Origin of the sequence: Pseudomonas fluorescens NCIMB 11764 (assembly GCF_000293885.2) — a bacterium.
GTDB lineage: Bacteria > Pseudomonadota > Gammaproteobacteria > Pseudomonadales > Pseudomonadaceae > Aquipseudomonas > Aquipseudomonas fluorescens_B.
In genome coordinates, this window is sequence record NZ_CP010945.1 from 2,704,600 (window position 1) to 2,723,465 (window position 18,866).

Annotated in this window: 24 protein-coding genes; 3 read left to right on the forward strand and 21 right to left on the reverse strand. The window is 55.8% G+C overall.

Annotation, left to right across the window (positions count from 1 at the left end; genetic code table 11):
• Positions 1–78 precede the first annotated feature (78 nt).
• A complete protein-coding gene (locus B723_RS12325; protein WP_017336890.1) occupies positions 79–582 on the reverse strand; it encodes an inclusion body family protein in 504 nt (167 codons plus the stop codon).
• A 393-nt stretch (positions 583–975) separates the two neighbouring features.
• Here B723_RS12325 and tam point away from each other — a divergent pair, with 393 nt between their 5' ends.
• The gene (gene tam, locus B723_RS12330; RefSeq protein WP_017336891.1) at positions 976–1,746 is read left to right on the forward strand and encodes a trans-aconitate 2-methyltransferase; all 771 of its coding nucleotides are present in this window, start codon (positions 976–978) and stop codon (positions 1,744–1,746) included.
• Positions 1,747–2,171: 425 nt separating this feature from the next.
• On the opposite strand, the gene B723_RS12335 is transcribed toward tam, so the two are convergent.
• From B723_RS12335 to B723_RS12350, 4 genes are all read right to left on the reverse strand, one after another.
• Complete coding sequence (locus B723_RS12335) at positions 2,172–2,441, reverse strand: hypothetical protein (RefSeq protein ID WP_017336893.1); 270 nt, start codon at positions 2,439–2,441, stop codon at positions 2,172–2,174.
• A gap of 470 nt (positions 2,442–2,911) precedes the next feature.
• Entirely contained in the window at positions 2,912–3,220 is a 309-nt protein-coding gene (locus B723_RS12340) for a hypothetical protein (RefSeq protein ID WP_017336894.1), read from the reverse strand.
• Positions 3,221–3,406: 186 nt separating this feature from the next.
• Positions 3,407–3,814 carry a type II toxin-antitoxin system HicB family antitoxin gene (locus B723_RS12345; RefSeq protein ID WP_031318476.1) on the reverse strand — a complete coding sequence of 136 codons (408 nt, stop codon included), beginning with the start codon at positions 3,812–3,814 and terminating at the stop codon, positions 3,407–3,409.
• 36 nt (positions 3,815–3,850) lie between these two features.
• The gene (locus B723_RS12350; protein ID WP_017336896.1) at positions 3,851–4,030 is read right to left on the reverse strand and encodes a type II toxin-antitoxin system HicA family toxin; all 180 of its coding nucleotides are present in this window, start codon (positions 4,028–4,030) and stop codon (positions 3,851–3,853) included.
• A 503-nt stretch (positions 4,031–4,533) separates the two neighbouring features.
• Between B723_RS12350 and B723_RS12355 the strand changes: the two genes are divergently transcribed.
• Positions 4,534–5,769: a tyrosine-type recombinase/integrase gene (locus tag B723_RS12355; protein ID WP_017336897.1), complete on the forward strand. Its 1,236-nt coding sequence runs from the start codon at positions 4,534–4,536 to the stop codon at positions 5,767–5,769.
• 35 nt (positions 5,770–5,804) lie between these two features.
• On the opposite strand, the gene B723_RS12360 is transcribed toward B723_RS12355, so the two are convergent.
• The 10 genes from B723_RS12360 to B723_RS12395 form a co-directional block, all read right to left on the reverse strand.
• On the reverse strand, positions 5,805–7,082 hold the full coding sequence (locus B723_RS12360) for an HNH endonuclease (protein WP_017336898.1): 1,278 nt from the start codon (positions 7,080–7,082) through the stop codon (positions 5,805–5,807).
• Between the two features lie 145 nt (positions 7,083–7,227).
• Complete coding sequence (locus tag B723_RS32165; RefSeq protein WP_080995119.1) at positions 7,228–7,440, reverse strand: helix-turn-helix transcriptional regulator; 213 nt, start codon at positions 7,438–7,440, stop codon at positions 7,228–7,230.
• 101 nt (positions 7,441–7,541) lie between these two features.
• Positions 7,542–7,679 (reverse strand): hypothetical protein, encoded by a 138-nt coding sequence (locus B723_RS33340; RefSeq protein WP_017336899.1) that lies wholly within the window; start codon positions 7,677–7,679, stop codon positions 7,542–7,544.
• A gap of 39 nt (positions 7,680–7,718) precedes the next feature.
• Positions 7,719–8,027 (reverse strand): hypothetical protein, encoded by a 309-nt coding sequence (locus B723_RS12365; protein ID WP_017336900.1) that lies wholly within the window; start codon positions 8,025–8,027, stop codon positions 7,719–7,721.
• A 39-nt stretch (positions 8,028–8,066) separates the two neighbouring features.
• Positions 8,067–10,871 (reverse strand): toprim domain-containing protein, encoded by a 2,805-nt coding sequence (locus B723_RS12370; protein ID WP_031318478.1) that lies wholly within the window; start codon positions 10,869–10,871, stop codon positions 8,067–8,069.
• A gap of 2 nt (positions 10,872–10,873) precedes the next feature.
• Positions 10,874–11,107 carry a hypothetical protein gene (locus B723_RS12375; RefSeq protein ID WP_031318481.1) on the reverse strand — a complete coding sequence of 78 codons (234 nt, stop codon included), beginning with the start codon at positions 11,105–11,107 and terminating at the stop codon, positions 10,874–10,876.
• 65 nt (positions 11,108–11,172) lie between these two features.
• Complete coding sequence (locus tag B723_RS12380) at positions 11,173–11,547, reverse strand: hypothetical protein (RefSeq protein WP_017336903.1); 375 nt, start codon at positions 11,545–11,547, stop codon at positions 11,173–11,175.
• Entirely contained in the window at positions 11,547–11,828 is a 282-nt protein-coding gene (locus B723_RS12385; protein ID WP_031318482.1) for an ogr/Delta-like zinc finger family protein, read from the reverse strand. Before B723_RS12385 ends, B723_RS12380 begins: the two co-directional genes overlap by 1 nt.
• A 64-nt stretch (positions 11,829–11,892) precedes the next feature.
• On the reverse strand, positions 11,893–12,378 hold the full coding sequence (locus tag B723_RS12390) for a YmfL family putative regulatory protein (RefSeq protein ID WP_017336905.1): 486 nt from the start codon (positions 12,376–12,378) through the stop codon (positions 11,893–11,895).
• 29 nt (positions 12,379–12,407) lie between these two features.
• Entirely contained in the window at positions 12,408–12,608 is a 201-nt protein-coding gene (locus B723_RS12395; RefSeq protein WP_031318485.1) for a DNA-binding protein, read from the reverse strand.
• 103 nt (positions 12,609–12,711) lie between these two features.
• Between B723_RS12395 and B723_RS12400 the strand changes: the two genes are divergently transcribed.
• Entirely contained in the window at positions 12,712–13,068 is a 357-nt protein-coding gene (locus B723_RS12400) for a helix-turn-helix domain-containing protein (RefSeq protein ID WP_017336907.1), read from the forward strand.
• A gap of 308 nt (positions 13,069–13,376) precedes the next feature.
• Here B723_RS12400 and B723_RS12405 read toward each other — a convergent pair whose 3' ends face one another.
• Genes B723_RS12405 through B723_RS12425 form a run of 6 tightly spaced genes read right to left on the reverse strand, consistent with a single transcriptional unit; the run spans position 13,377 to position 18,828 of the window.
• A complete protein-coding gene (locus B723_RS12405) occupies positions 13,377–14,663 on the reverse strand; it encodes a contractile injection system protein, VgrG/Pvc8 family (protein ID WP_017336909.1) in 1,287 nt (428 codons plus the stop codon).
• Positions 14,660–15,100, reverse strand: a complete 441-nt coding sequence (locus B723_RS12410) for a phage tail protein (RefSeq protein WP_017336910.1) — start codon at positions 15,098–15,100, stop codon at positions 14,660–14,662. The genes B723_RS12405 and B723_RS12410 overlap by 4 nt, the downstream gene beginning before the upstream one ends.
• A gap of 6 nt (positions 15,101–15,106) precedes the next feature.
• Entirely contained in the window at positions 15,107–17,794 is a 2,688-nt protein-coding gene (locus tag B723_RS12415) for a phage tail tape measure protein (protein ID WP_017336911.1), read from the reverse strand.
• A complete protein-coding gene (locus tag B723_RS32170) occupies positions 17,787–17,906 on the reverse strand; it encodes a GpE family phage tail protein (protein WP_017336912.1) in 120 nt (39 codons plus the stop codon). Before B723_RS32170 ends, B723_RS12415 begins: the two co-directional genes overlap by 8 nt.
• Positions 17,907–17,914: 8 nt before the next feature.
• Positions 17,915–18,259 (reverse strand): phage tail assembly protein, encoded by a 345-nt coding sequence (locus tag B723_RS12420; protein WP_017336913.1) that lies wholly within the window; start codon positions 18,257–18,259, stop codon positions 17,915–17,917.
• Positions 18,260–18,312: 53 nt separating this feature from the next.
• Positions 18,313–18,828 (reverse strand): phage major tail tube protein, encoded by a 516-nt coding sequence (locus B723_RS12425; RefSeq protein WP_017336914.1) that lies wholly within the window; start codon positions 18,826–18,828, stop codon positions 18,313–18,315.
• Between the last annotated feature and the right edge of the window lie 38 nt (positions 18,829–18,866).

Below are 18,866 nucleotides of genomic sequence, written 5' to 3' on the forward strand. Positions count from 1 at the left end.
CATGCAAGGCATCCCGTTCCTGTCGAGGCGGCAACGTAAGTCGGCAAAGCCCCTCGTTGCCAAGGGGCCGGACGCGCGTCAGTTACGGATAGTAATGAACGGGTCCCACGAGCAGCAGCCGACGATCTTGCAATCGCGGTCCACGATCAGGAAGTGGAAATGATACGTCACGCTGCCGCAGGACAGGGTTTCCGAAGACCAGTAATGGTTATCGACTTTCTGGCAGCTGGGCACCGACGGATTGCTGGTGTTGGGCACGGCCACGCAAGCGGTAGCCTTGCGCGGCGTGGGTGTGGAGATCAAGTCGTTGCCGACATTGCCGATGAACTTGTAGAAAATCACGGCGGTTTCGAAACTCTGCGACAGGCTGGTTTCACGCCAGCGAATCAGGTCGCCCACCTGGGCTTTCAAGTTGAGTTCGCCACCGGCCTGGCCGCTCACCACGTTGTTCTGGTTGGTCACCATGTACACGTGATTGACGTCGATCAGCGTCGGCGAAGCCGGGTTTTTGCTGATGTTCGGGTAGTTTTTCAGAATGGTTTCGGTGTCGATGGAAACCAGCACGTCCGTGACTCGAGACATAGTAAAGCTCCTTGTTCATAGTGAATGCCTGGCATCTTTCCAGGCACAACAACGCTTGCTTGCCTTGCGGTCGTTGCGCAAACACTACGGGCGGAACCCACCTGTCACGGGCATGAGCTGGCCTTGCTCCTTGAGTACAAACTGACGGGTTCGGGTTCCTTCCGATGGGCCGCGATTGGACTATAGAAGTGAAATTCAGGCTGTCAAAATTGCTTGGTGGGTAGCTCGACGAACGGTCGACTTTGGTTATGGCTTTCGATGATTTGGCGATAAGAAACTGCCTTCATATCCTTCGAGCATTCATAAGTCGGATTGGGCTGGCACACGGGGCGATGTATCGTAGCGAACCGGTTGTCGGCCCAGGTCCGGACAACGATTCGACAGGAGAACGCAATGAGTTGGTCCGCCAAGCAATACGTCGCTTTTGAAGATGAACGCACCCGCCCTGCACGCGACCTGCTTGCGGCGATCCCGCCTGTGGACGCACGCTCGGCCATCGACATCGGTTGCGGCCCCGGCAACTCGACCGAATTGCTGGTGGAGCGCTTCACGAACGCCACAGTGCGAGGCGTTGACAGTTCGACCGACATGATCGAAGCCGCCCGCAAGCGTTTGCCGCAATTGCAGTTCGATACCGTGGATATTGGCACCTGGAATGAGAGCGGCCCGTTCGACGTGATCTTCGCCAACGCGGTGCTGCAGTGGCTGCCCGATCACGCGACGTTGCTGCCTTCGCTGGCCGCCCGACTGACCCAGGGCGGCAGCCTGGCCATTCAGATGCCCGACAACCTCAACGAAGCGTCCCATCGCCTGATGCGCGAAGTGGCTGCCGATGGCCCGTGGGCCAGCAAGCTGGCGGACGCCGCCGGGCAACGCACGGAAATGGCCAGTGCCAGCGATTACTACTCGATGCTGCGACCGCACTGCGCGCGCGTCGATGTATGGCGCACCACCTACCATCATCCGCTGGCGGGCGGGGCGTCCGGCGTGGTCGAGTGGTTCAAGGGCAGTGGTTTGCGGCCGTTTCTCGAACCGCTGGATGATGCGGAAAAGGCGCAATACCTCAAGCAATATCACGCCGCGATCGAGCAGGCGTATCCGGCCCTGAGTGATGGTTCGGTGCTGCTGCCGTTCCCGCGATTGTTCATCGTCGCGACCCGCTGATGCCAGAAAGGGACAGATAACGTTATCTGTCCCTTCGTTTGGCACTCAGGTAATCGAATAGAAACGACGCAAAGCCGAACAACCCAATCATTGAAATGATCATGATCCCCAACTCTGAATTGTCCATGCTGATCTCTGCGTGAAAGGTGAGAGGGCAGGGTAGGGGTTTTTTGGTTGGGGTTGATGCTGGGCTACGGCTTCTTTACTGGGGGGCGGGGATCTATACGGAAACTATACGTGGGGCGCCAAAAAAACCTGTGGCGAGGGAGCTTGCTCCCGTTGGACTGCGCAGCAGTCCTTGTTTTGGGGCCGCTTCGCGACCCAGCGGGAGCAAGCTCCCTCGCCACATTATTGTTAAAGAAATTCACGGCGCAGCAGTTGATCTACAAATCAAAAGGGGCGTCAAAAAGACGCCCCTTTTGGTGTCAGGACGGTTCCGCATCCATACGTCGTGCAATGACATCCAGTACATCGCAGCCATCGCGCAAGGGGATGCTGCAGAGCATTGCGAAGTCGCTGAGAATCACCGAATCCGAATTGATTTCGCCGCGCATCGCGAGGTTTTCCAGGACCTGTGTCACCGCGCCGATTCTGTAACGGGCGGAGCTGAGAAGGGAATGCAGCGGTTGGGTGGTGTTGACGTAGAAGGTGGGAAGGTCGTCGGCGTTGCTGGTTAAAGCCATGTAGTCATTCATGAGTGATCACCATATCGGAGGGAAGACCTACCACTCAATCGTCGCCAAACAATAGGGTGGTAGCTGTACGTGGGTTGGCGAACCGGGACATGGTAAAACCGGCAGACCGTGGGGTCTCCCACGCACAGCCACCAAAAAAAGAGGCAGCCAAGTGCGTTCAAAAGCACTCCGAGAAATTCTCGGAGGCTTCTGTACCAGTCATCGAGTCGCCAAACCCAATACGCCATTTGGGCGCGCTCGGACTATAGGTCTCATGACAAAGGCACAGCAATGCGCAAGTCTACGGACAATTCCCAGAGTAGTGTAGGACCTTGCCTTTTCCGCATACGGCCTCGTTTAAACCCCCGGAGAATGGGCATTGGCTCTGCGGCGTCAGTGACGGCAATCCTTTAATTCGCCAGCGAAAACGCTAACAAAACGCCGACTTCATGGGAAAACGTTAATTTCCGTGTTGAAACGGCTAATGATGCTCACGAGGCCGGTTGCTTCACGCCACCAGGATGGCTTTCACGTTGTTTTTTCTGGTACTCCTCCGCTTTGTGCGAAGAACCTGAGTCTTTCTCCAGCGTTTTCGAATCGGCTCCGGAATTTGCACCCGAAGACTCCTCGCCCTTTTTGCTGGCCTTCTCCTCGTTTGATTCAGCGCTTTGCCCCTGATTAAGACCGGGAAGAGCGGCAGGAGGAACGGCAGTTCCTGTCGTCTTCTCAGCCGCTAGCGCATAAAACGAGCAGGAAGACAGTAGGCCCGCAAGCGTCAGAGCAGCGATTTTGGTGTTCATGCTTAAGCCTTCCGTCCGAGGGATGTACTCATTGGAAGGCAGGTTCGAGGGAGTGTGCCGGACAGCTGACGAGCGGCAGGATTTAACGGCAGGCGGAGCCGAGCAATGAATGCGGCGTGTCACCGAATCCGAACCATAAAAAAACCGGCCGTTGGGGCCGGTTTTTGCTGTTTGGAAACAAGGGCATCAGCTCTGCTGCAACACCTTCAGTGCTGCCGATGCCAGAAAACCTGAACGGCTTTTCTCTTCCGGGTGATGCAATACGTATTCGTCAATGCGGTTGAGCAGGTACCCCGGCAGGGTGATGTTCAGCTTCTGGGCTTTGCCCAGGTACTTGGTAACATCGATGTCCACCACCGCCCATGTACAACCGGCGTACTGCGGATTCGCCGCATGCAGGGTCACTTTATTCGCAGGTGGAATCGGTGAACCGTCTTCGGCAAGAATTTCGAAATGGCCCTCAATGGCTTCACGAGCCATGGCCATCGCATCATCCAGATCCTCACCTGCGGAGAAACACCCTGGAATATCCGGTACCTCCACGCCCCAAGCGTGTTCGTTATCGCCCATTGAAATCGCAATCGGGTAAAGCATCTTCACTGTCCTCTGAGGCGCTGCGCTTTGAATTCGTCAGAGCAGCGCCTGTTGCAAAATACTCAAGGCGGTTTTTTTGAGCAGGTCCTTTTTCGGATGAGGAACTGTCACCAGCCCCGGTTTGGTCGGGTGCTTGAAGTGATGATGACTGCCCTTGATACGCACCAGATACCAGCCATCCGCAACAATTTGGCTTATCAAAAATCGGCTATTCACATCACCTCCGTGTGGTGTGCTTAGGTGGTTACTATACCCACTGAATTTATATGATCAACACTATAACCACTGAGCCTTCTCGGTCACGATGGAAAGGTGGTGTGAAAAACGAGTCTAGGAGGGCGTGAGGATAGAGTTCGGAGATGGCCGCAAATGAGGCGTTTTCTGTATTGCAGGTTTTTGCCGCACCCCTTGAAGCGCTCCTGCAGCTCAATCGACGGGTATAAAAAAACCGGCCACATGGGCCGGTTTTTTTCTTTCTACATCCCCGTCAAAACCATCTTAACGCGAGACCAAAAATTCGATTGGAGCGGGTGAAGGGAATCGAACCCTCGTTATCAGCTTGGGAAGCTTTTACTAGTGCAGTCTCAACGCGTCACAGGGGATATCAATTTCTGTCTTTAGCCCAGTAAAATCGCGGCTCTTAGAGGGTGGTGTTCAATCGTGTTGTTTCACGCGCTATCACCTTAGATCTGGCCGACTGTCACCAGGAACTGTCACCAATGCTCACGGAAAAGCAGATTCAAGCGCTGAAGCCTCGCGAAAGGGACTACGTCATGTCCGACGGCCGCACGGCCAAAGGCGAAGGGGTGCTCGTTCTCAAGGTCCGCCCCAGCGGGACGAAGGAGTTTTATTTTCAGCGGCATGTCGCTGGTAAAAAGAAGATGGCCAAGCTCGGTACATGGCCGGAGATGAAACTCACGATCGCCCGGGACAGGTGCCGAGAGGAAAAGGGGGTGCAAGCTTCACCAGGTACATTTCAGGATCTGCTCGATCTGTATGTGAAGAAGCTCGAAACCGAGGAAGCTGCATCGGCTGGTGATGTTAAGTGGTCGCTAAAGCATTACGTGAGCGATCCATTCCCCGACCTGGTCAGCAAACCCGCCTCGCTCATCGGCCCGGTCCAAATCCGCAACGTCATCGTGAAAATGATCGATGCCGGCATCACCACTTATTGCAACCGCGTCCGATCTCAACTGCATGCAGCGTTTCAGGTAGGGCTGGAGCAGGAGTACAACCCTCGCAGTTACCTGACCGTTCAAGTGCGATTCGGCCTGATCAGTAACCCGGTGGCCAGCGTGCCGGTCCAGGACGACTGGGAGCAACCTGGTGATCGGGCTCTTTCAACGGAGGAACTGGCGACACTCTGGCAGCTGCTACCTGAGCATTTGAGTCTGGTGACGTCCGAGCTGCTGAAATTTCTTATCTCCTCCGGTGGCCAGCGACCGGAGCAGGTTCTGGCAACCGAGCGGCGCCACTATCTGAACGATCATTTGATAATCCGTAACAGAAAGGGAAAGAGCGGGGGCAAGGGTATTGAGGGGGAGCGGTCACTACACGTCGTCCCGTTCAACAAGCTGATGCGCCAAAGCCTGAAAGTGATGGACGAAATCAGTGAGTCCAGCGCTTATCCCTTTGTAGGCAAGGCCGACGGCAAGTCCCTACACACGCAGTCGCTGTCCCGAGCAGTGACTAAGCTTTATGGCCGACATACGAAGAAATTCAACGGACCTTTCACACTGCGAGACATTCGCCGGACGTGCAAAACGTTGATGGGCGTAGCGGGGCTCGATAAGCAAATGAAGGACCGAATTCAAGGGCATGCGTTCGGCGATGTAGGATCGAAACATTATGACCGATACACGTATTTCAAAGAAAAGAAGGCAGGTCTGCAGCGTTGGTCACTATGGTTACTGAAAAACGTAGTGAAAAATGCTGCAGATCATGCTTCGGAATAGCTAGAAATGTTTAATAAAAAATAAGTGGCGGTTATTTATTTTGTTGATTTTTTAATATGGATTTTTTCAGTGATCGTAATGTCTGATGCACTGTCGATTCGGTCGAATCGCCAGTTTTTTACTGCTGCATAGTGTTCTAGCCGGTTCCAGAAAGCTTCGAATTCGTTAGGAGCTACAAACTTTAAGTTGTCCTTTTCGGAGAAAGGAACTATGAAAACGTACACGAAGCTACCAATTCTAAATTCTGAAAATAGATGTGGTAAGGTCTGGTCATCGCTTTTTCGAATGTAGTTGGTTATCTCTGGGTGCTTCGAGAAACCTGAGTGAATGACACTTCTGGCTATTTTTGGCAGTTCTACAGGGGTGATATCTGGGCTAGTAAGCCATTCAAATGTTGTCTTGAAATCGTGAATTGAGTTTGAATTAATAGTCGATAGGGATATTTTTACTAAAGCCTTATAAAGCTTTAATGGATTGAATTTGTTTTTAGTGTGTAGCGTGACTATAAATTCCTCATCGCTTATTTTTTCTATGTCTTGAGTGATTAAGGTCGGTACATCGTCTTGGTGAGTGATTATAGCATTTTTGTAAGTGATAGTTGGAAGTCCGTTTTTACCCTTTATTCCCAAGAAAGCGCGATAAATATCTAAGTGTGTGATTAGCTGTGGTTCAATCTCATTGCCGAAGTACTCGTTGCATGAGTCGCACTCATCAGCAAGAATAATATTTTTATTTCCGAGACCTTCAGAAATTGCGTGTGCTACCTTGCTAAAGGTTACTCCGTCTTTGAGTCCCTTACCGCAGAACCTGCATATCCTGTCAGATTTTTTTTTGTTGCCTATAATGGTTTTTCGATCTGTTCTTGGTTGGTCTATATTGTAGTTATGCAAAAGGTCGGAGAGGAAATCTCCAGATTGTTCTAATTCAGCTTGGAAGTCATCTGCAGTGAACTCCTGTCCTTTTTTCTCATTAATGAAGTTGAGATAAACTTCAAGTTGGTGTTTTATTTTTGTGTCCTGTGGTAGCCCTCTTAGGACCAGAAAATATTCATCTTCTTTTAGGTCTGAAATTTTTTTATTCAGTTTGTTAAGGTGTGGGAAGCGAGGCGCAAAATTATCTGTAAATGCTTGTATCTTTGACTTGATATCTTTGCTTGCTTGCTGCTCAGCTTTTATATTGAGAACGCCATCAACTACTTCTCCAAAACACTGCATTAGGCTGTTGAATAAGTCTGCACTTTCATCAGTGATAGGATGCAGGCCAATTTCAAAGCCATCGTTAGATGTCATGAAAAATATTCTTAATTCTTGCATGTGGGAGTCCTTTCTTCAGTGAGAGTTAGTGATGAGGTGAGAGGCTGAGATCTTAAACGCGTGAATTACCTGATGCCAGACTTAAATTTATAAAACAACCGGAAGTGGATTCCGGTTTTAAAAACAGAACTGCATAAAAAGCCGCTTACGCGGCTTCATCGGCTTTCCATCCAATCGGATTCTGCTGCCACGCTATGATCACAGATTCGCGCCAGCCGACCCGCCCGGGGGAAATCAATACGGGCTTTGGAAAGCGCCCGACTTTCATTGACCGCCAAATCGTTGCGTGCGATAGAGATGTCACCTCGAGAACCTCTTTTTCTCTTAAAAAACGGTCTAGTTTGCTCAATGTTGTCATCCTAACTCAGCTTTTTTATTTGCGATTGTGTGGAGCTCATGCAAGTTGCTTCTCCTTGGGGGGCGGAGCTGAGGGGGCTGCCCCCGGCGCAATTTCATTGTTTACTTAGCGAGCCAAATCAGTACGTCAGGTACCTGCATGGCTGTTATAGCGATCAACGCGACGGTTACGATCGTGCTGAAAAGTTTGCTCAACAATTCCCTGCCAACTCGTTGGGCTGTTTCGTTGGTGCGCTGCATGTTTCCTCTCCTTTCAATGGTTGCCGGTTGCAGCCGGCGTTACAGGTTGCTGTCTGGCAGTCGCACCAGGTGCAGCACCAGGTCTTCGAATTCGGTCGTGTCTTCGCTGCATGACTGCCAGTCCAAAACCGCTTGGATCTGCAGCCGGGAGCAATTCAGCACCAGAATCTCGCGCTGACCGTCCGTAGCCCGAACCTCCAAAATGTCGACCAGTCCGTTTGCACCGTAGGCTTCGGCCTGCACCGTTTTACGGTGATCGTTCCCAAGCTCACTGAGCAGCTGGGAGACGCGGTCCTGCAGGCTTTTCGCATCACTACGATCAGTGCCGGCAACGACTTGAATCTGCATGGTTCTCTCCTTTCAGGGCTGTCGACGCGGGTTGCAGCCCTACGCCTGGAACATCCAGCACTTGACGGTGGGTGACTTGGTGATCGTGTTGTTACTGCGCGTGGCCTGGTAAGCGCGCACTGCGCTGTCGACGGCCTTGTTCGATTCAAGGAATTTGCGGCAGCGGGATTCCTTCAGGCGATCGCGCAACTCGCTGACGTCGGCCAGCTTCTGGCGGTGTTCTGCAGCGCGCTCGACGAATTCGTTAAGGTTGATAGCGATGACGTTGTCTTTCTTGCTGTGGTTGACCACTGGACCGTCAGCATCTAGGCCCTGCAGGTAGTCGTAGACTTCCCAGAATTCCGCGACAACAGGATGGTCTGCGCTGATCGAGCTCTGGCGCTCAATCGCCATCGAGACAATGCAACGCTGGGTTGCGCTGATCTGGGCATCTGTCAGCGGTACCAGGGAGCGAATGCAGTCGACCAGGCCAAGCAGTTGGGCGTGGTTTTTTACGATGCGCTCGACGCGGATGTAGCCTCGCAACTGATTGCCGCACTGCTGGCATGCGGCCTTTTCGTTAATCGCTGGGAATTCGGTATCGCAGGTAATGCAGTGAGTGTGTAGCCGACGCAGGCGCGCCTCATGAGCCGGAATCTTGTCGGCAAGGGTGCCCATGACATCGCTTTCACGCTTCACCGCCTGCAGCAGGAAGTGGCTCAGCTTCGAGCCATCCAAGGCTGTTAGCCGATCAGCCGCGGCTCGGCTGTCTGGTGTCACGTTCGGCCGCACGAAATGCAGCTTCACTATCCGCGTCATGATGGCCTCGGAGGCAATCACCGGCGCGTTCTGGCTGATGGCGATCGTGCCCCGGAACGGAGGCTCGTAGGTTTCGTTGCCGGCGGTTTTAACGCCCTTCGTCGCCAGGGTGCCGCCACCGAAATAGTCCTTCAGCTCGTCCCATTCGAAGTTTTTCGCGTGGGATTTGTCGTCGCCGCTCCGATCGGACTCAAGCAGCACCACCGGCATACCGGACACCTGGCCCATCAATCGGCTACGGCCGGCCTTCGTAGATTTCGACGGGTCAAATCCTTCATAGCCGGCGCGGCCGAGCAACTTCCAAAGCAAGTTGAGCAGGGTGGTTTTACCGGCCCCGGCCTCGCCGGTGGCTTCTAGGAAGGGAAAGGACTGGTAGCGAGCGCGGATCTGCTCGGCGAACAGCGAGCCGAACCAGAACGTCAGCGCGACAACACCTTGGGCACCGAAGCACGTCCACAGCAATTTCGCCCATTCGTCGCTGTATTCCTTCGGATCACGCTGGATCCGCACCGGCACCGCACGTTGCAAGGTTTTCAGGCGCAGCTTGCCGAACTCGAAAAACTCTTCGTCGTTGACGTCCACCACCTGGCCATCCTTTACGGCCAGGTCGCCATACACGTAGCAGGCGTATTCCTTGCTGTACCCAACAAAGTCGATCGTCTGAACCGTTTTGATCGCGAACAACTGGTCCTTCATGATCTTGTCGAGCTGCTGGCCGCTGCCGGTGAATACTGCGCCGGCGGCCATGCCCAGCAGGCGCTTCTTGAATTCGCTTGCGGCGGCGACCTGCCCACCGGTGAAGGTGTTCTTCACAGAGCCGCCGTCGTGTGGAAAGTCGACGCGGAAGAAGTACCAGGACTCGTCCGTGATTTCGTTGCGCTGGAAGTACAGCGCCTGGGGGTAGCAGTTGGCGATCTCGACCACGCAGCCCGACATGCGCAACGCTTTCTCACGCATGGCTTTGTTGTTCAGCTGCTGCTCTTCATGGTTTTCGCTTGTTTCCAGCGCCTGCATGGCGTTGTTGAATTTGCTGATGTCCAGCTTCCACCAGTAAAGACGGGACTCAAACCCGAAGTGGAACTCCTCGCGCTCGCGCCAGTTGTACATCAGCAGTGCTTTTTCAGACGCGCTCTCGGCTATAAGCAGGGCACCGTGGTGGCGGGCCTCGTCGAGGTCCGCTTCTGTGCGCTTGCGGCGCTCGGCCTCATCACTGATGAATGCCCAGCGCTGATGCAGGTCGTTCCAGTCAACCTTTCGCGCGTCGCGTTGCGGAATCTGAGCCGCAGTGCATTCAAAGCCCAGAGCCCGGGCCATGGCGACCCATTTGCGGGTGTACCGGTGTGCGCCAGGCTCGTTGTCCAGTGCCCACACGAGTCTCGGTAGATTGCCCGCTCGATCGACTGCGAGTGCTTTCAGCGAGGCCTCGGGAAAAGCATTTGACGACATTGCTGCGACCGCATCGATCGCGTTGTGCTCGAGCGCGATCGCATCAAAAATGCCTTCGACGATCCACAGCTCCTCGGTCTGCGATAGATCGATATTCGGCGAACACCACCAATAGCCCTTGTAAGACTCCCCGGGTTTGAATCGGGCTTTCTTCTTGCCGAAACGCTGGGGCTGGTCAATCAGGCGCTCCCAGTAACCGCCGCGCTCCAAGGGGAAGCGGACCGTTGCCGACCCGATATTCAGGACGCGATCAAAATAGTTTTCCTGGGTGAACAGTCCGGCGACCAGCTCGATTTTGAAGCCCCGGGCGAACTCCATATAAGCGCGGGCGCTTGCTGTTGGTTGATCGTCCGTGGCCGGCGCACGTTTGCTCCAATCGTCAAACAGATCCGCGTAAAGCTCTTTTACATGCCACTGCTGACCGCATTTGCTCTCACGGCCGCACTTGATGAACCACGGATTTTCGAAGCTCGAATACAGTTCCTTCTTCGAGCAGGCAGGGCAGGTACCACCGCGCATGAAGTCGGTGCCTGTGCGATGCCGCAAGCCATAGTCGAATTCGAGTCGGGTCAGTACATCACCCCGGATTTGCTGTTCCATCATCACGCCTGCTTTCTGATGGCGACCTGTAGGGCGCCGAGAGTTGTTTTTTGAGCCGCCAAAGCGGGGTAGGCAGACAGGATTGCGCTAGTCCGCGAGCCATCAGGAACGCGTCGAAACTCGTCCGAGTACCAATGCTCCTGAATGCCCAACCGAAGGCGCTCACGTAGCTCCTGGTGCAGGGCTTCAGCGAGGTTCTTGCTGAGGTCCATTCGGATGGAAAGTGCTGAATTCATGGCTTTTTCCCCTGATTTCGGGCGCAACTTGCCCAAACCCACTCGCAAAAGGTGGTGCTATACGGTCAGTTGAAAGGGGGTGTTGATTGAGGCTCGGTAGCGTCGACCAGGTATTGAAAGATCTGCGCAACAGGTATGGCGAAAGACTTTCCGACGGCTGGGTCGATGAGGACTGCGACCGATTCACTGCTTCGTTTCAGGTCGATGCGTCGCTGGCCTGCGCCTGATCGCAGCTCGACGTACGCTAAGCCCGTTAGTTTTTCGGCAAGGTAAACCGGCACCTCCAGCGTGGCCTGCAGGTGCGACACGGTACGGGTGAATAGCTGCTGGTCGTTGCCCAGGTGTTCCGCCTGATGGCGTTGCATGTAGGTGAGTGCGGCACTCTGCAAGGCGGCGCGGTATTCGCATTCGGGGTTTTGCTCGCGGATCATGATGTTCATCAGGCCGTCTCCAGTCCAAGTAGGTCCATCTGTTGCTCGCCTTCCTTCTTCATCGCGTGACGCCGTATTGCCACCGGTGCGACCGGTAGGGACACCGATGGATTTGGCATACCGGAAGGACTCATTTCGTGAGTCATTTCGAACTCAGCTCGAACCGACCAGCCACAGGCCTCGTTGATGCATTGCAGGTAGGCGATACGCAAAAAGATGTGCGTGCCTTCGCTCGTTCGGATGCGCATTCGCTCCAGGCAGTGCGGACATACCAGCTTGTAAGTGCTCACTCTCTCTCCCCGCCGCTAATCGCGGCCTTCGGCTTACGCCGAGAAATGGCGACGCTTCCAGCGCCTATTTCGATTCCTGGCTGCCCGGGTTTTCCCGGTGCAGAACGATCACTGCAGTGATCTCTTCATGTCGGGCCGCTACGTGTGCACGGTGAGCCGCGAGAATCGCCTGCACCTCATCGTCCTGGATGACGCCGTCTTGGAGTGCTTTGGAAATGATGGCGTCGACGAGCCCACGCTTTACCGCGGTGTTTATGGACCGAGCGTACAGGTCGACATTGTCGAGTTGTCCAGCCTCAGCGACGGGAACAAAAACGCCGCCGTACAGGTTGCAAACGAAGTCGGGGAGGTGAGTGGTCCCGGTTTGGGATTCGAGTAGGCAGATCTGTTCGTCCGTCAGTGGCCGGCTGCCGGCGTTTTCGTAGGCGTGGTTGTCGAATTTTTTCACCGACATACCCAAACGCGGAGCTGCGCAATCGCGGCCACCTGGATACGCACAAATCACTGCGCTTACGACCTGCCTGCGGGTTTCTAGAACGGTGCGTTTCATCTTCTGGTTTCTCGCCGAGCCAACTGCAATTAATTTGGAATCACGCCGTCTTTGATTCTCAGGAGCACAGCTGCTCGTCGGGCCTCACCACGCACGCCCTTCTTGCGACCGTTCAACAAATCGCTGACCAAATTTTTGTTCAAGCCGTGCTCACGGCAGAAATGCGCAATGGTGATCCCGTTGCGGTCAAGTTCTGCGCGGGCTTGCTCGGCTGTAAGGAGGACGGGCATAGTGTTCATGTGTGTTCAATCGTGTTGTGTGTGCCATCATTATGCCCAAGAATTTGGCTGTGTAAAGCGATGCATGCCAAAAAATTGTGTGTCTGGAGAATCCTTGGATAAGACTTTGGGCGAGAGGCTCCGGGAAGAGCGCGACCGGCTTGGCAGAAATCAGAACGAGTTCGCTGATATAGGCGGTGTTAAACGCAACTCCCAAGGCAATTACGAGAACGATCGACAGAGACCGGATACGGCATATCTGTTGGCAATCTCGAAGATTGGTGTGGACGTGATGTATGTGCTTTTCGGTCGGAGGGACACAGCCGCTGGAACGCAGACAACGGTCGAAAACGAGGTGTTGAATTGCTTTCGTTCTCTGAGTCCTGGTGATCAAATTGTTGTGCACCGGGTGGCTACTGGCTTGGCCGAAATGGCAGCGAAAGAAGCTCAGGGCACGCTTCCACTGGAGTGATGCTCCATCATTTTCACCACTGCAACGATACGAAAGAGTGCTCATAGGGGGCTTCGGAAAGTTGCGATTTGGACGATCCTCTGCGGCTTTTAGGAGTAGTGAGCATGTTGGATCGAGGCGTTTTGGAGCAACTTGAACAGGACGTTCGGGACAAGGAGTGTTCCAGTTCCCAGCTGACGCAGCTGGAGTGTATTTTGCTAAGCACGTACCGAAAAATGTCGGAGGCGGACCAGAGCCACCTGCGACGCTTGGCGGAAATGATGGCCGATACGGAGTAGCTCCCGGCCAGTGTCCCGCACCCCGGCTGATCACGCTGGGGTTCCTGTAGTAACCGTACCGTTCTTGGCCTGCAGCCGCTTGTACTCTCTGTCCACCGCACGCTGTGCTGAAGCCTTGCTCTCATACAGGTGCGTCAGTCTTTTAGGCTTGCTCTGATCTCCCTCGGTAAGTTTCTGCTGCTTACCGTCTTTATCGCGGTACCACGCCTCGATACCTGAATAGTCTTTGGCCTGGTCGGCCAGATCCTCTACCTCGTCACCATCCGGCAGCTTTGATTCAAGTTCGAGACTCGTGGTGAATGAGTCCGACGAGAAGCTGTGTTTGACGTTGCCACCCAGCCAGATAATGTCCGAGATTTCCTGCTTGATTCCCGTCAGGGAATAGGTGAGCTCAGGCATCAGATCCGGACGACCACGCGCCAGTGTATAGCTGAGTGTCGCGGTACCGCGTTGCAGCTTATTCCACTCAGCCCGGGCGGCAACGAGCGCGCTTTGTTGGTCGGTGTAAGAGTGGCGGAGGTCCTTGATGTTTTCTCCACCGCCCGATATTGCTTCTTTTTTTTCGGCACTGTTGACGTCGTAGTAGAACGCTCGTACGCCCGTGTAACTGTCTCGGTCAGCTTGTAGGAACCGGTGCTGGTCGCCGTCCCGGCGGGTCAGAGTGACATGTGGCAAATTCAGTCCACTGGCGCTGGTAGCGTTACCGATCGGCATGAACAGAAGCCTGCCGGCTTTCACTGTGGCGATCGCATCATGCTCCTGTCCCAAGCGGGAGAGCAGGTTAGCGTCTGATTCATTGGCCTGATCAAGATGCACCAGTTTGATTGCACTGAGAGCGGCGCTCACCAAAGGGCCAAGACCGTATGCGCCCGCAATGGCCTGCACGACTGATTCGATCGTCTCGTTATGCCAGCTTCGTTCCCGTTTGACCTTCAAGCCCGCGCTCATGTCGACGCTGCGCGCTCGAATATTCAACTGGTCCGGAGCACCGCTGTGTTCGGTCTCGTCGACGGTGTAAGTGCCTTTGTCGACCAACCCCGTATCACTCCAGCCAAGCCACAGCCTCAGGGTTGCGCCTTTCGGAGGAATTACCAGGCGCCCGTCATGATCCGAAAGCGTGACATCGAGCTGGTCGGCGGTAAGCCCGCGGTTGTCGGTAAGATCGATGCTCATCAGACGCTTTTCGATAGCCGCTGTAATGTCGCGCCCATCGACCTCCAGCCGACAGATCGGGCGTGGGTAGGCTCTCGCTTCGCGCATGGAGGCCTGCGCATCCTTCATAAAGCCATCGATCTGGCTCAGTGCCTGATCGATCACAGGATTTTCCTCAGGATGTTGCCGGCTGTACTGACGCCTGCGCCGAGGAGATCGACGCGGCCGTCATCGATCCGTTTAAGCGCGATGGTGAATTCAATTCGACGTGCTGCGCCGTCCGAGAAGAACAGGGTTTTGGTTTCGCTGATGTTATCGATCACCCAGATGCCCAAGATCCTGCCCGTGCCTTCAATCAACGGCCACGCCTTCCCCGTATCGGCCATGGCGCGGAGCGTGTCGAGGCTGAGTGGCGTTCCTGCGAGTGCCGGCAGCAGAATACCTGGCATGGTGATGGAGTCGTCCCCACGGCCCAGAAACTGGCGTGCTGGATTGGTGCCGATACGGGACGTTGAGCCGTGGCGCCATTCTGTCTGGCGTTGCAGCTCCTGGTACGCCAGGGTTTCGAGGCTGAAAATGAACATACCGAGAGCCATCATCATGGCCGTTTACTCCTGGTCAAAAAGGGCGCTGCGCCCCTTGGCTTGTTTTGCCTGCTGGCGCTTGTCCAGTTCTGCAGACACCGCTCGGGCGATCGCAGCGGCATCCATCCCCTGGGCAGCATGAATATTGATGACGATTTGATCGGGTGCCATCTGCATCGCCGCTGGAGCTGCTGCGGCACCTATCGGCGGGCGATTGTCTACGGCGATCGCGCCCTGTGCACCGCCCAAACCCACGGCAAGGGCACCCACCTGGGCCGCGCGTTTACCCATGCCCATGATCGAATCGAGCATGCCGCCACCATCCCCGTTGGCACCGATTGTCACTGTGCCTGCCTGGGTCATCAGCGCACCCACGGCCTTGACGGCTTCAAGCGGCCCGCCCTGTGCCTGAGAAACGCCCTGCGCTAGGCCGGCCATGGTGAAACCGCCGAGCTCGGCAAAAACCCGGGACGGACTGTGAATACCCAGCTTTTCCTTGAACCAGTCGACGGTGTTGCTACCAGCGTCAGAGATGGCCGTCTTCACAGTGCTCATCGCGTTCGTGATGCCGTTGACGAGTCCCGCGATGATCATTCCCCCGAACTCGGTGAATCGACCTGGCATCTCGACGCCCATGTAATTCATCACCGCCGAGAAGGCCTGGTAGAACAGTCCAATGGGACTGAAGTTGGCGAGCGTCGTCAGGATGCCGCTGATTCCGCCGCTGAACCCTGCTTTGATTTCCGCCCAGGCACCGATGAAGTAAGCCTTCACCTTGTCCCAGTTCGCATAGATCAGATACGCCGCAGCGGCAATGGCCGTGATGGCCAGGCCAATTGGGTTGGCCATGAACAGTCGGCCGACCCACATGAGCGCCTGGCCGACAAAGGGCAATGCTTTCGAGCCGAGATTGACCAGCAGCCCGATCAAGGATGGAAGGCGGATCCCGATCAGTGACAGCATGTAACGCACCGCGAGGAATGGTCCGAGGGTTGTCGCCAGACCCAGAGCAACCGTGCTGAAACCGATCGATAACGCGGCGATGCCGGCGCCGACCTTCAGTATCCCCAGAACCAGCCCAGGGTTGGCGGTCGCCCACGCGTTCACGCGCTCGAGGACGCCGTTAAATCCGCTAATCAGTTGAACTAGTGCTGGTTTAAGGGTCTCGCCCAATGCACTGCTCAAGTTGAACATGCGGTTTTGGGACATCTCCCAGCGGGCAGACAGTTGGTCCCCACGGATATCCCCTTCGCGCTGCATCGATCCTTCGCGCTTGGGTGCGCTGTCCGTCCCGTTCACCAGTTCCAGCTGACGCCGATACTCACCCATGTTGGCGGCAAGCTTTGCTGCGTCGTCGCCGTACTCTTTGCCAAACAGCTCGGTCATCGCACCGAGCTGCTGGTTTTTAGGCAGCAGGTTGACGGCATCCAGCACCTTTTGAATGGTGCCGGTCGCATCTTTGGCCATGCCGTCTTGCACGGCCTGTGCCTCCAGCCCGATCGACTTCAACCCCTCAACGAACCGCTTCGGCTGTTTGGTGGCGATCGCCAATTCTCTGATCATGGCGTTTGTAGCGGAGCCCGCGATTTCCGCCGACGCGCCCAGCGACAAGAACGTCGAGCCCAACGCGGCGGCGTCCTTGAAGGACATGCCGACCGACGCGGTAATGCCCGCCGTACGTTGCATGACGTCAATGATGTCTCCCCCTTTCGACATGGCGTTGTCGTCCAGGAAGTTGATCGCGTCACCGAGCTGGTTGACGTTCTTGATTGGCAGCTTGTACAGGTTCGCGATCCGCGCCAGGTTCTCGCCGACTTCCTGTGCCGGCAGGTCGAAGGCCGTTGCGGCTGTGGCCGCAACGCGGGCGAACTCCAGGAGGTCATCCTTGCCTTGGATGCCCATTCGCGCGCCTCCTTCCACCAGGGCAGCGATATCGGTCGTTGCCATGGGGATGGTTTCAGACATCTTCTTGATGGCAGTGGCCATCTCGTAATAGGTCTGGGTGAGCTGGCCGTTTCCATCCCGGGCGCCGTCCACCTGTTTGGCCACGCCGGCCATGGCGTCTTCAAAGCGCGAGTAGTCTTTGACCATGCTGATGATCGGCATGCCGGTTGCTGCTCCCACGGCACCGGCGCTCGCACCGGCGACAGCGGCATTGCCGGCTAGCTCGCGGCCCTTGGAATAATTTTTCTGTGCGCGAGAGACGCGCTCCTGCTGCTTGGCGAGTGCGGTGAGCTTGTCTTTTTGCGACTGGATGGCCTTGTTGGCCGCCTCGATCTCAGTCTTCAAGCGGCGCTCGGTAGTTCCCAGGTTACGGGTGTCGACGCCGGCCGACTTGATGAGGGGAATCAGCCGCTGCAGCTCCGATCGCTGGGCGGTGTGCTTATTCGTCAGTTTTTCAACCGCTGCAGTGGCGTTGACGAAGGATTTTTGGAAGGCCGCAGAGGGGGCGTCCATCTTCTGCAGCTGCTCGCGCAAGCCGCGCAGTTTGTCCTGTGCGCGAGCCAGTTCCTCTGAGGACTGGCGGACGGCTTCGCGCTGCTTGGTATAGCTGGAAATGTTCGACTGCTGGGCGTTGAGCTCCTTCAGCTGGTCCCGCGCCGCTTTCAAGGCGCGAGAGGTGGCATTGCTCCCAGCGCTGATCTGTTTGAGAGGGGCGGTGACCTTGTCGATCGCCGACAGCAGGAATTCCAGCCGCAGCTTGTCAGTCATCTTTTGCCCCACTTCGCTTGCGGGCGCGTTCGCGCCATTCCATCAGTTCGGTCAGGGGAAGCGGATCCATCTCCGCTGGCCCCCAGTGAAAAATCACGGCGATGTCCGCCATGGCGTCATCTACGCAACGAGGGATGCATCCACCTTCGCCGACTTCGGCAGCAAAAAACCGGCGACCTCGGTGGCCATTTGCACCAGGTCGGCCGGGTCCATGTTGCCGATTTCGTGGTCGTTCAAAGTCGGCGTAGTGATTCGCGGCAAGACCTTGCGCAACGCGAGCACGTCCATCTGTAGCAGATCGGTCAGCGTGACGCCGCGCAGCTCGCCGGAGACTGGTTTGCGCAGCGTGACTTCGGTGATTTCGGTCGAACCTCTGATAATGGGCGTATCCAGGGTGATGACTGGACGGTTTGGATTCTTCTCGGCGGTGGCGTCTGCAGCTTCGTTTTTTTCAGCAGTTTTCATGTCTGTAGCCTTTTCAATAGAGGGGGCCGGGTGTGCCGGCGGGAATGTATCGCTTACAGGCCGATCGCCTTCCGGTGCTCTGCCAGCATGTCTTTGCCGTTGACGTTGAAGATGAAGTTCAGCAGGTCTATTTCGACTTCCACATTTCCATCGATCGTCAGCTTGTAATAGCTGCAGGTGGTGGTGAACTTGTGTTCCGTGTCCTCACCACTCTCCGAGTCGCCCATGTCGATTTCTTCGTGCCGGCCGCGCACGACGACCTCCACGGCGGAAACCTCACCGGTATCGTCGCGCTGAATTGAGCCAGCCCACCGCAGCATGATCCCGCTTGCCGATACGGCACCGTACTGACGCAGTGCCGTCAGGTCCCAGCCGCCGAGGGTCCATTCCAACTGGATGCCGTCATCGCCATGACCCAGGTCGACCTTCACCGCCCCATCCATGCCGCCGCCCCGGAAGGCTTCGAGCTTGCGGGCGAGTTTGGGCAGGGTGACGCTCTTGCACGCGCCGACGTAGCTGACACCGTCGTTGTACAAGTTCATGTTCTTGAGCTTTTTGGGCAGAGCCATTTGGGCGCTCTCCTAAATGCGCGGCCGACGCCGCGCGG

What these genes read in the sequence shown, in the direction of transcription:
- B723_RS12415 (WP_017336911.1), bottom strand. Translation starts at nt 17,794, where the DNA reads ATGACTGACAAGCTGCGGCTGGAATTCCTGCTGTCGGCGATCGACAAG.
- B723_RS12365 (WP_017336900.1), bottom strand. Translation starts at nt 8,027, where the DNA reads ATGCAGATTCAAGTCGTTGCCGGCACTGATCGTAGTGATGCGAAAAGC.
- B723_RS12360 (WP_017336898.1), bottom strand. Translation starts at nt 7,082, where the DNA reads ATGCAAGAATTAAGAATATTTTTCATGACATCTAACGATGGCTTTGAA.
- B723_RS12420 (WP_017336913.1), bottom strand. Translation starts at nt 18,259, where the DNA reads ATGAAAACTGCTGAAAAAAACGAAGCTGCAGACGCCACCGCCGAGAAG.
- B723_RS12355 (WP_017336897.1), top strand. Translation starts at nt 4,534, where the DNA reads ATGCTCACGGAAAAGCAGATTCAAGCGCTGAAGCCTCGCGAAAGGGAC.
- B723_RS32165 (WP_080995119.1), bottom strand. Translation starts at nt 7,440, where the DNA reads ATGACAACATTGAGCAAACTAGACCGTTTTTTAAGAGAAAAAGAGGTT.
- B723_RS12325 (WP_017336890.1), bottom strand. Translation starts at nt 582, where the DNA reads ATGTCTCGAGTCACGGACGTGCTGGTTTCCATCGACACCGAAACCATT.
- B723_RS33340 (WP_017336899.1), bottom strand. Translation starts at nt 7,679, where the DNA reads ATGCAGCGCACCAACGAAACAGCCCAACGAGTTGGCAGGGAATTGTTG.
- B723_RS12390 (WP_017336905.1), bottom strand. Translation starts at nt 12,378, where the DNA reads ATGAAACGCACCGTTCTAGAAACCCGCAGGCAGGTCGTAAGCGCAGTG.
- B723_RS12410 (WP_017336910.1), bottom strand. Translation starts at nt 15,100, where the DNA reads ATGATGATGGCTCTCGGTATGTTCATTTTCAGCCTCGAAACCCTGGCG.
- B723_RS12340 (WP_017336894.1), bottom strand. Translation starts at nt 3,220, where the DNA reads ATGAACACCAAAATCGCTGCTCTGACGCTTGCGGGCCTACTGTCTTCC.
- B723_RS12370 (WP_031318478.1), bottom strand. Translation starts at nt 10,871, where the DNA reads ATGGAACAGCAAATCCGGGGTGATGTACTGACCCGACTCGAATTCGAC.
- tam (WP_017336891.1), top strand. Translation starts at nt 976, where the DNA reads ATGAGTTGGTCCGCCAAGCAATACGTCGCTTTTGAAGATGAACGCACC.
- B723_RS12380 (WP_017336903.1), bottom strand. Translation starts at nt 11,547, where the DNA reads ATGAACATCATGATCCGCGAGCAAAACCCCGAATGCGAATACCGCGCC.
- B723_RS12345 (WP_031318476.1), bottom strand. Translation starts at nt 3,814, where the DNA reads ATGCTTTACCCGATTGCGATTTCAATGGGCGATAACGAACACGCTTGG.
- B723_RS12335 (WP_017336893.1), bottom strand. Translation starts at nt 2,441, where the DNA reads ATGAATGACTACATGGCTTTAACCAGCAACGCCGACGACCTTCCCACC.
- B723_RS12425 (WP_017336914.1), bottom strand. Translation starts at nt 18,828, where the DNA reads ATGGCTCTGCCCAAAAAGCTCAAGAACATGAACTTGTACAACGACGGT.
- B723_RS32170 (WP_017336912.1), bottom strand. Translation starts at nt 17,906, where the DNA reads ATGGCGGACATCGCCGTGATTTTTCACTGGGGGCCAGCGGAGATGGAT.
- B723_RS12375 (WP_031318481.1), bottom strand. Translation starts at nt 11,107, where the DNA reads ATGAATTCAGCACTTTCCATCCGAATGGACCTCAGCAAGAACCTCGCT.
- B723_RS12395 (WP_031318485.1), bottom strand. Translation starts at nt 12,608, where the DNA reads ATGCCCGTCCTCCTTACAGCCGAGCAAGCCCGCGCAGAACTTGACCGC.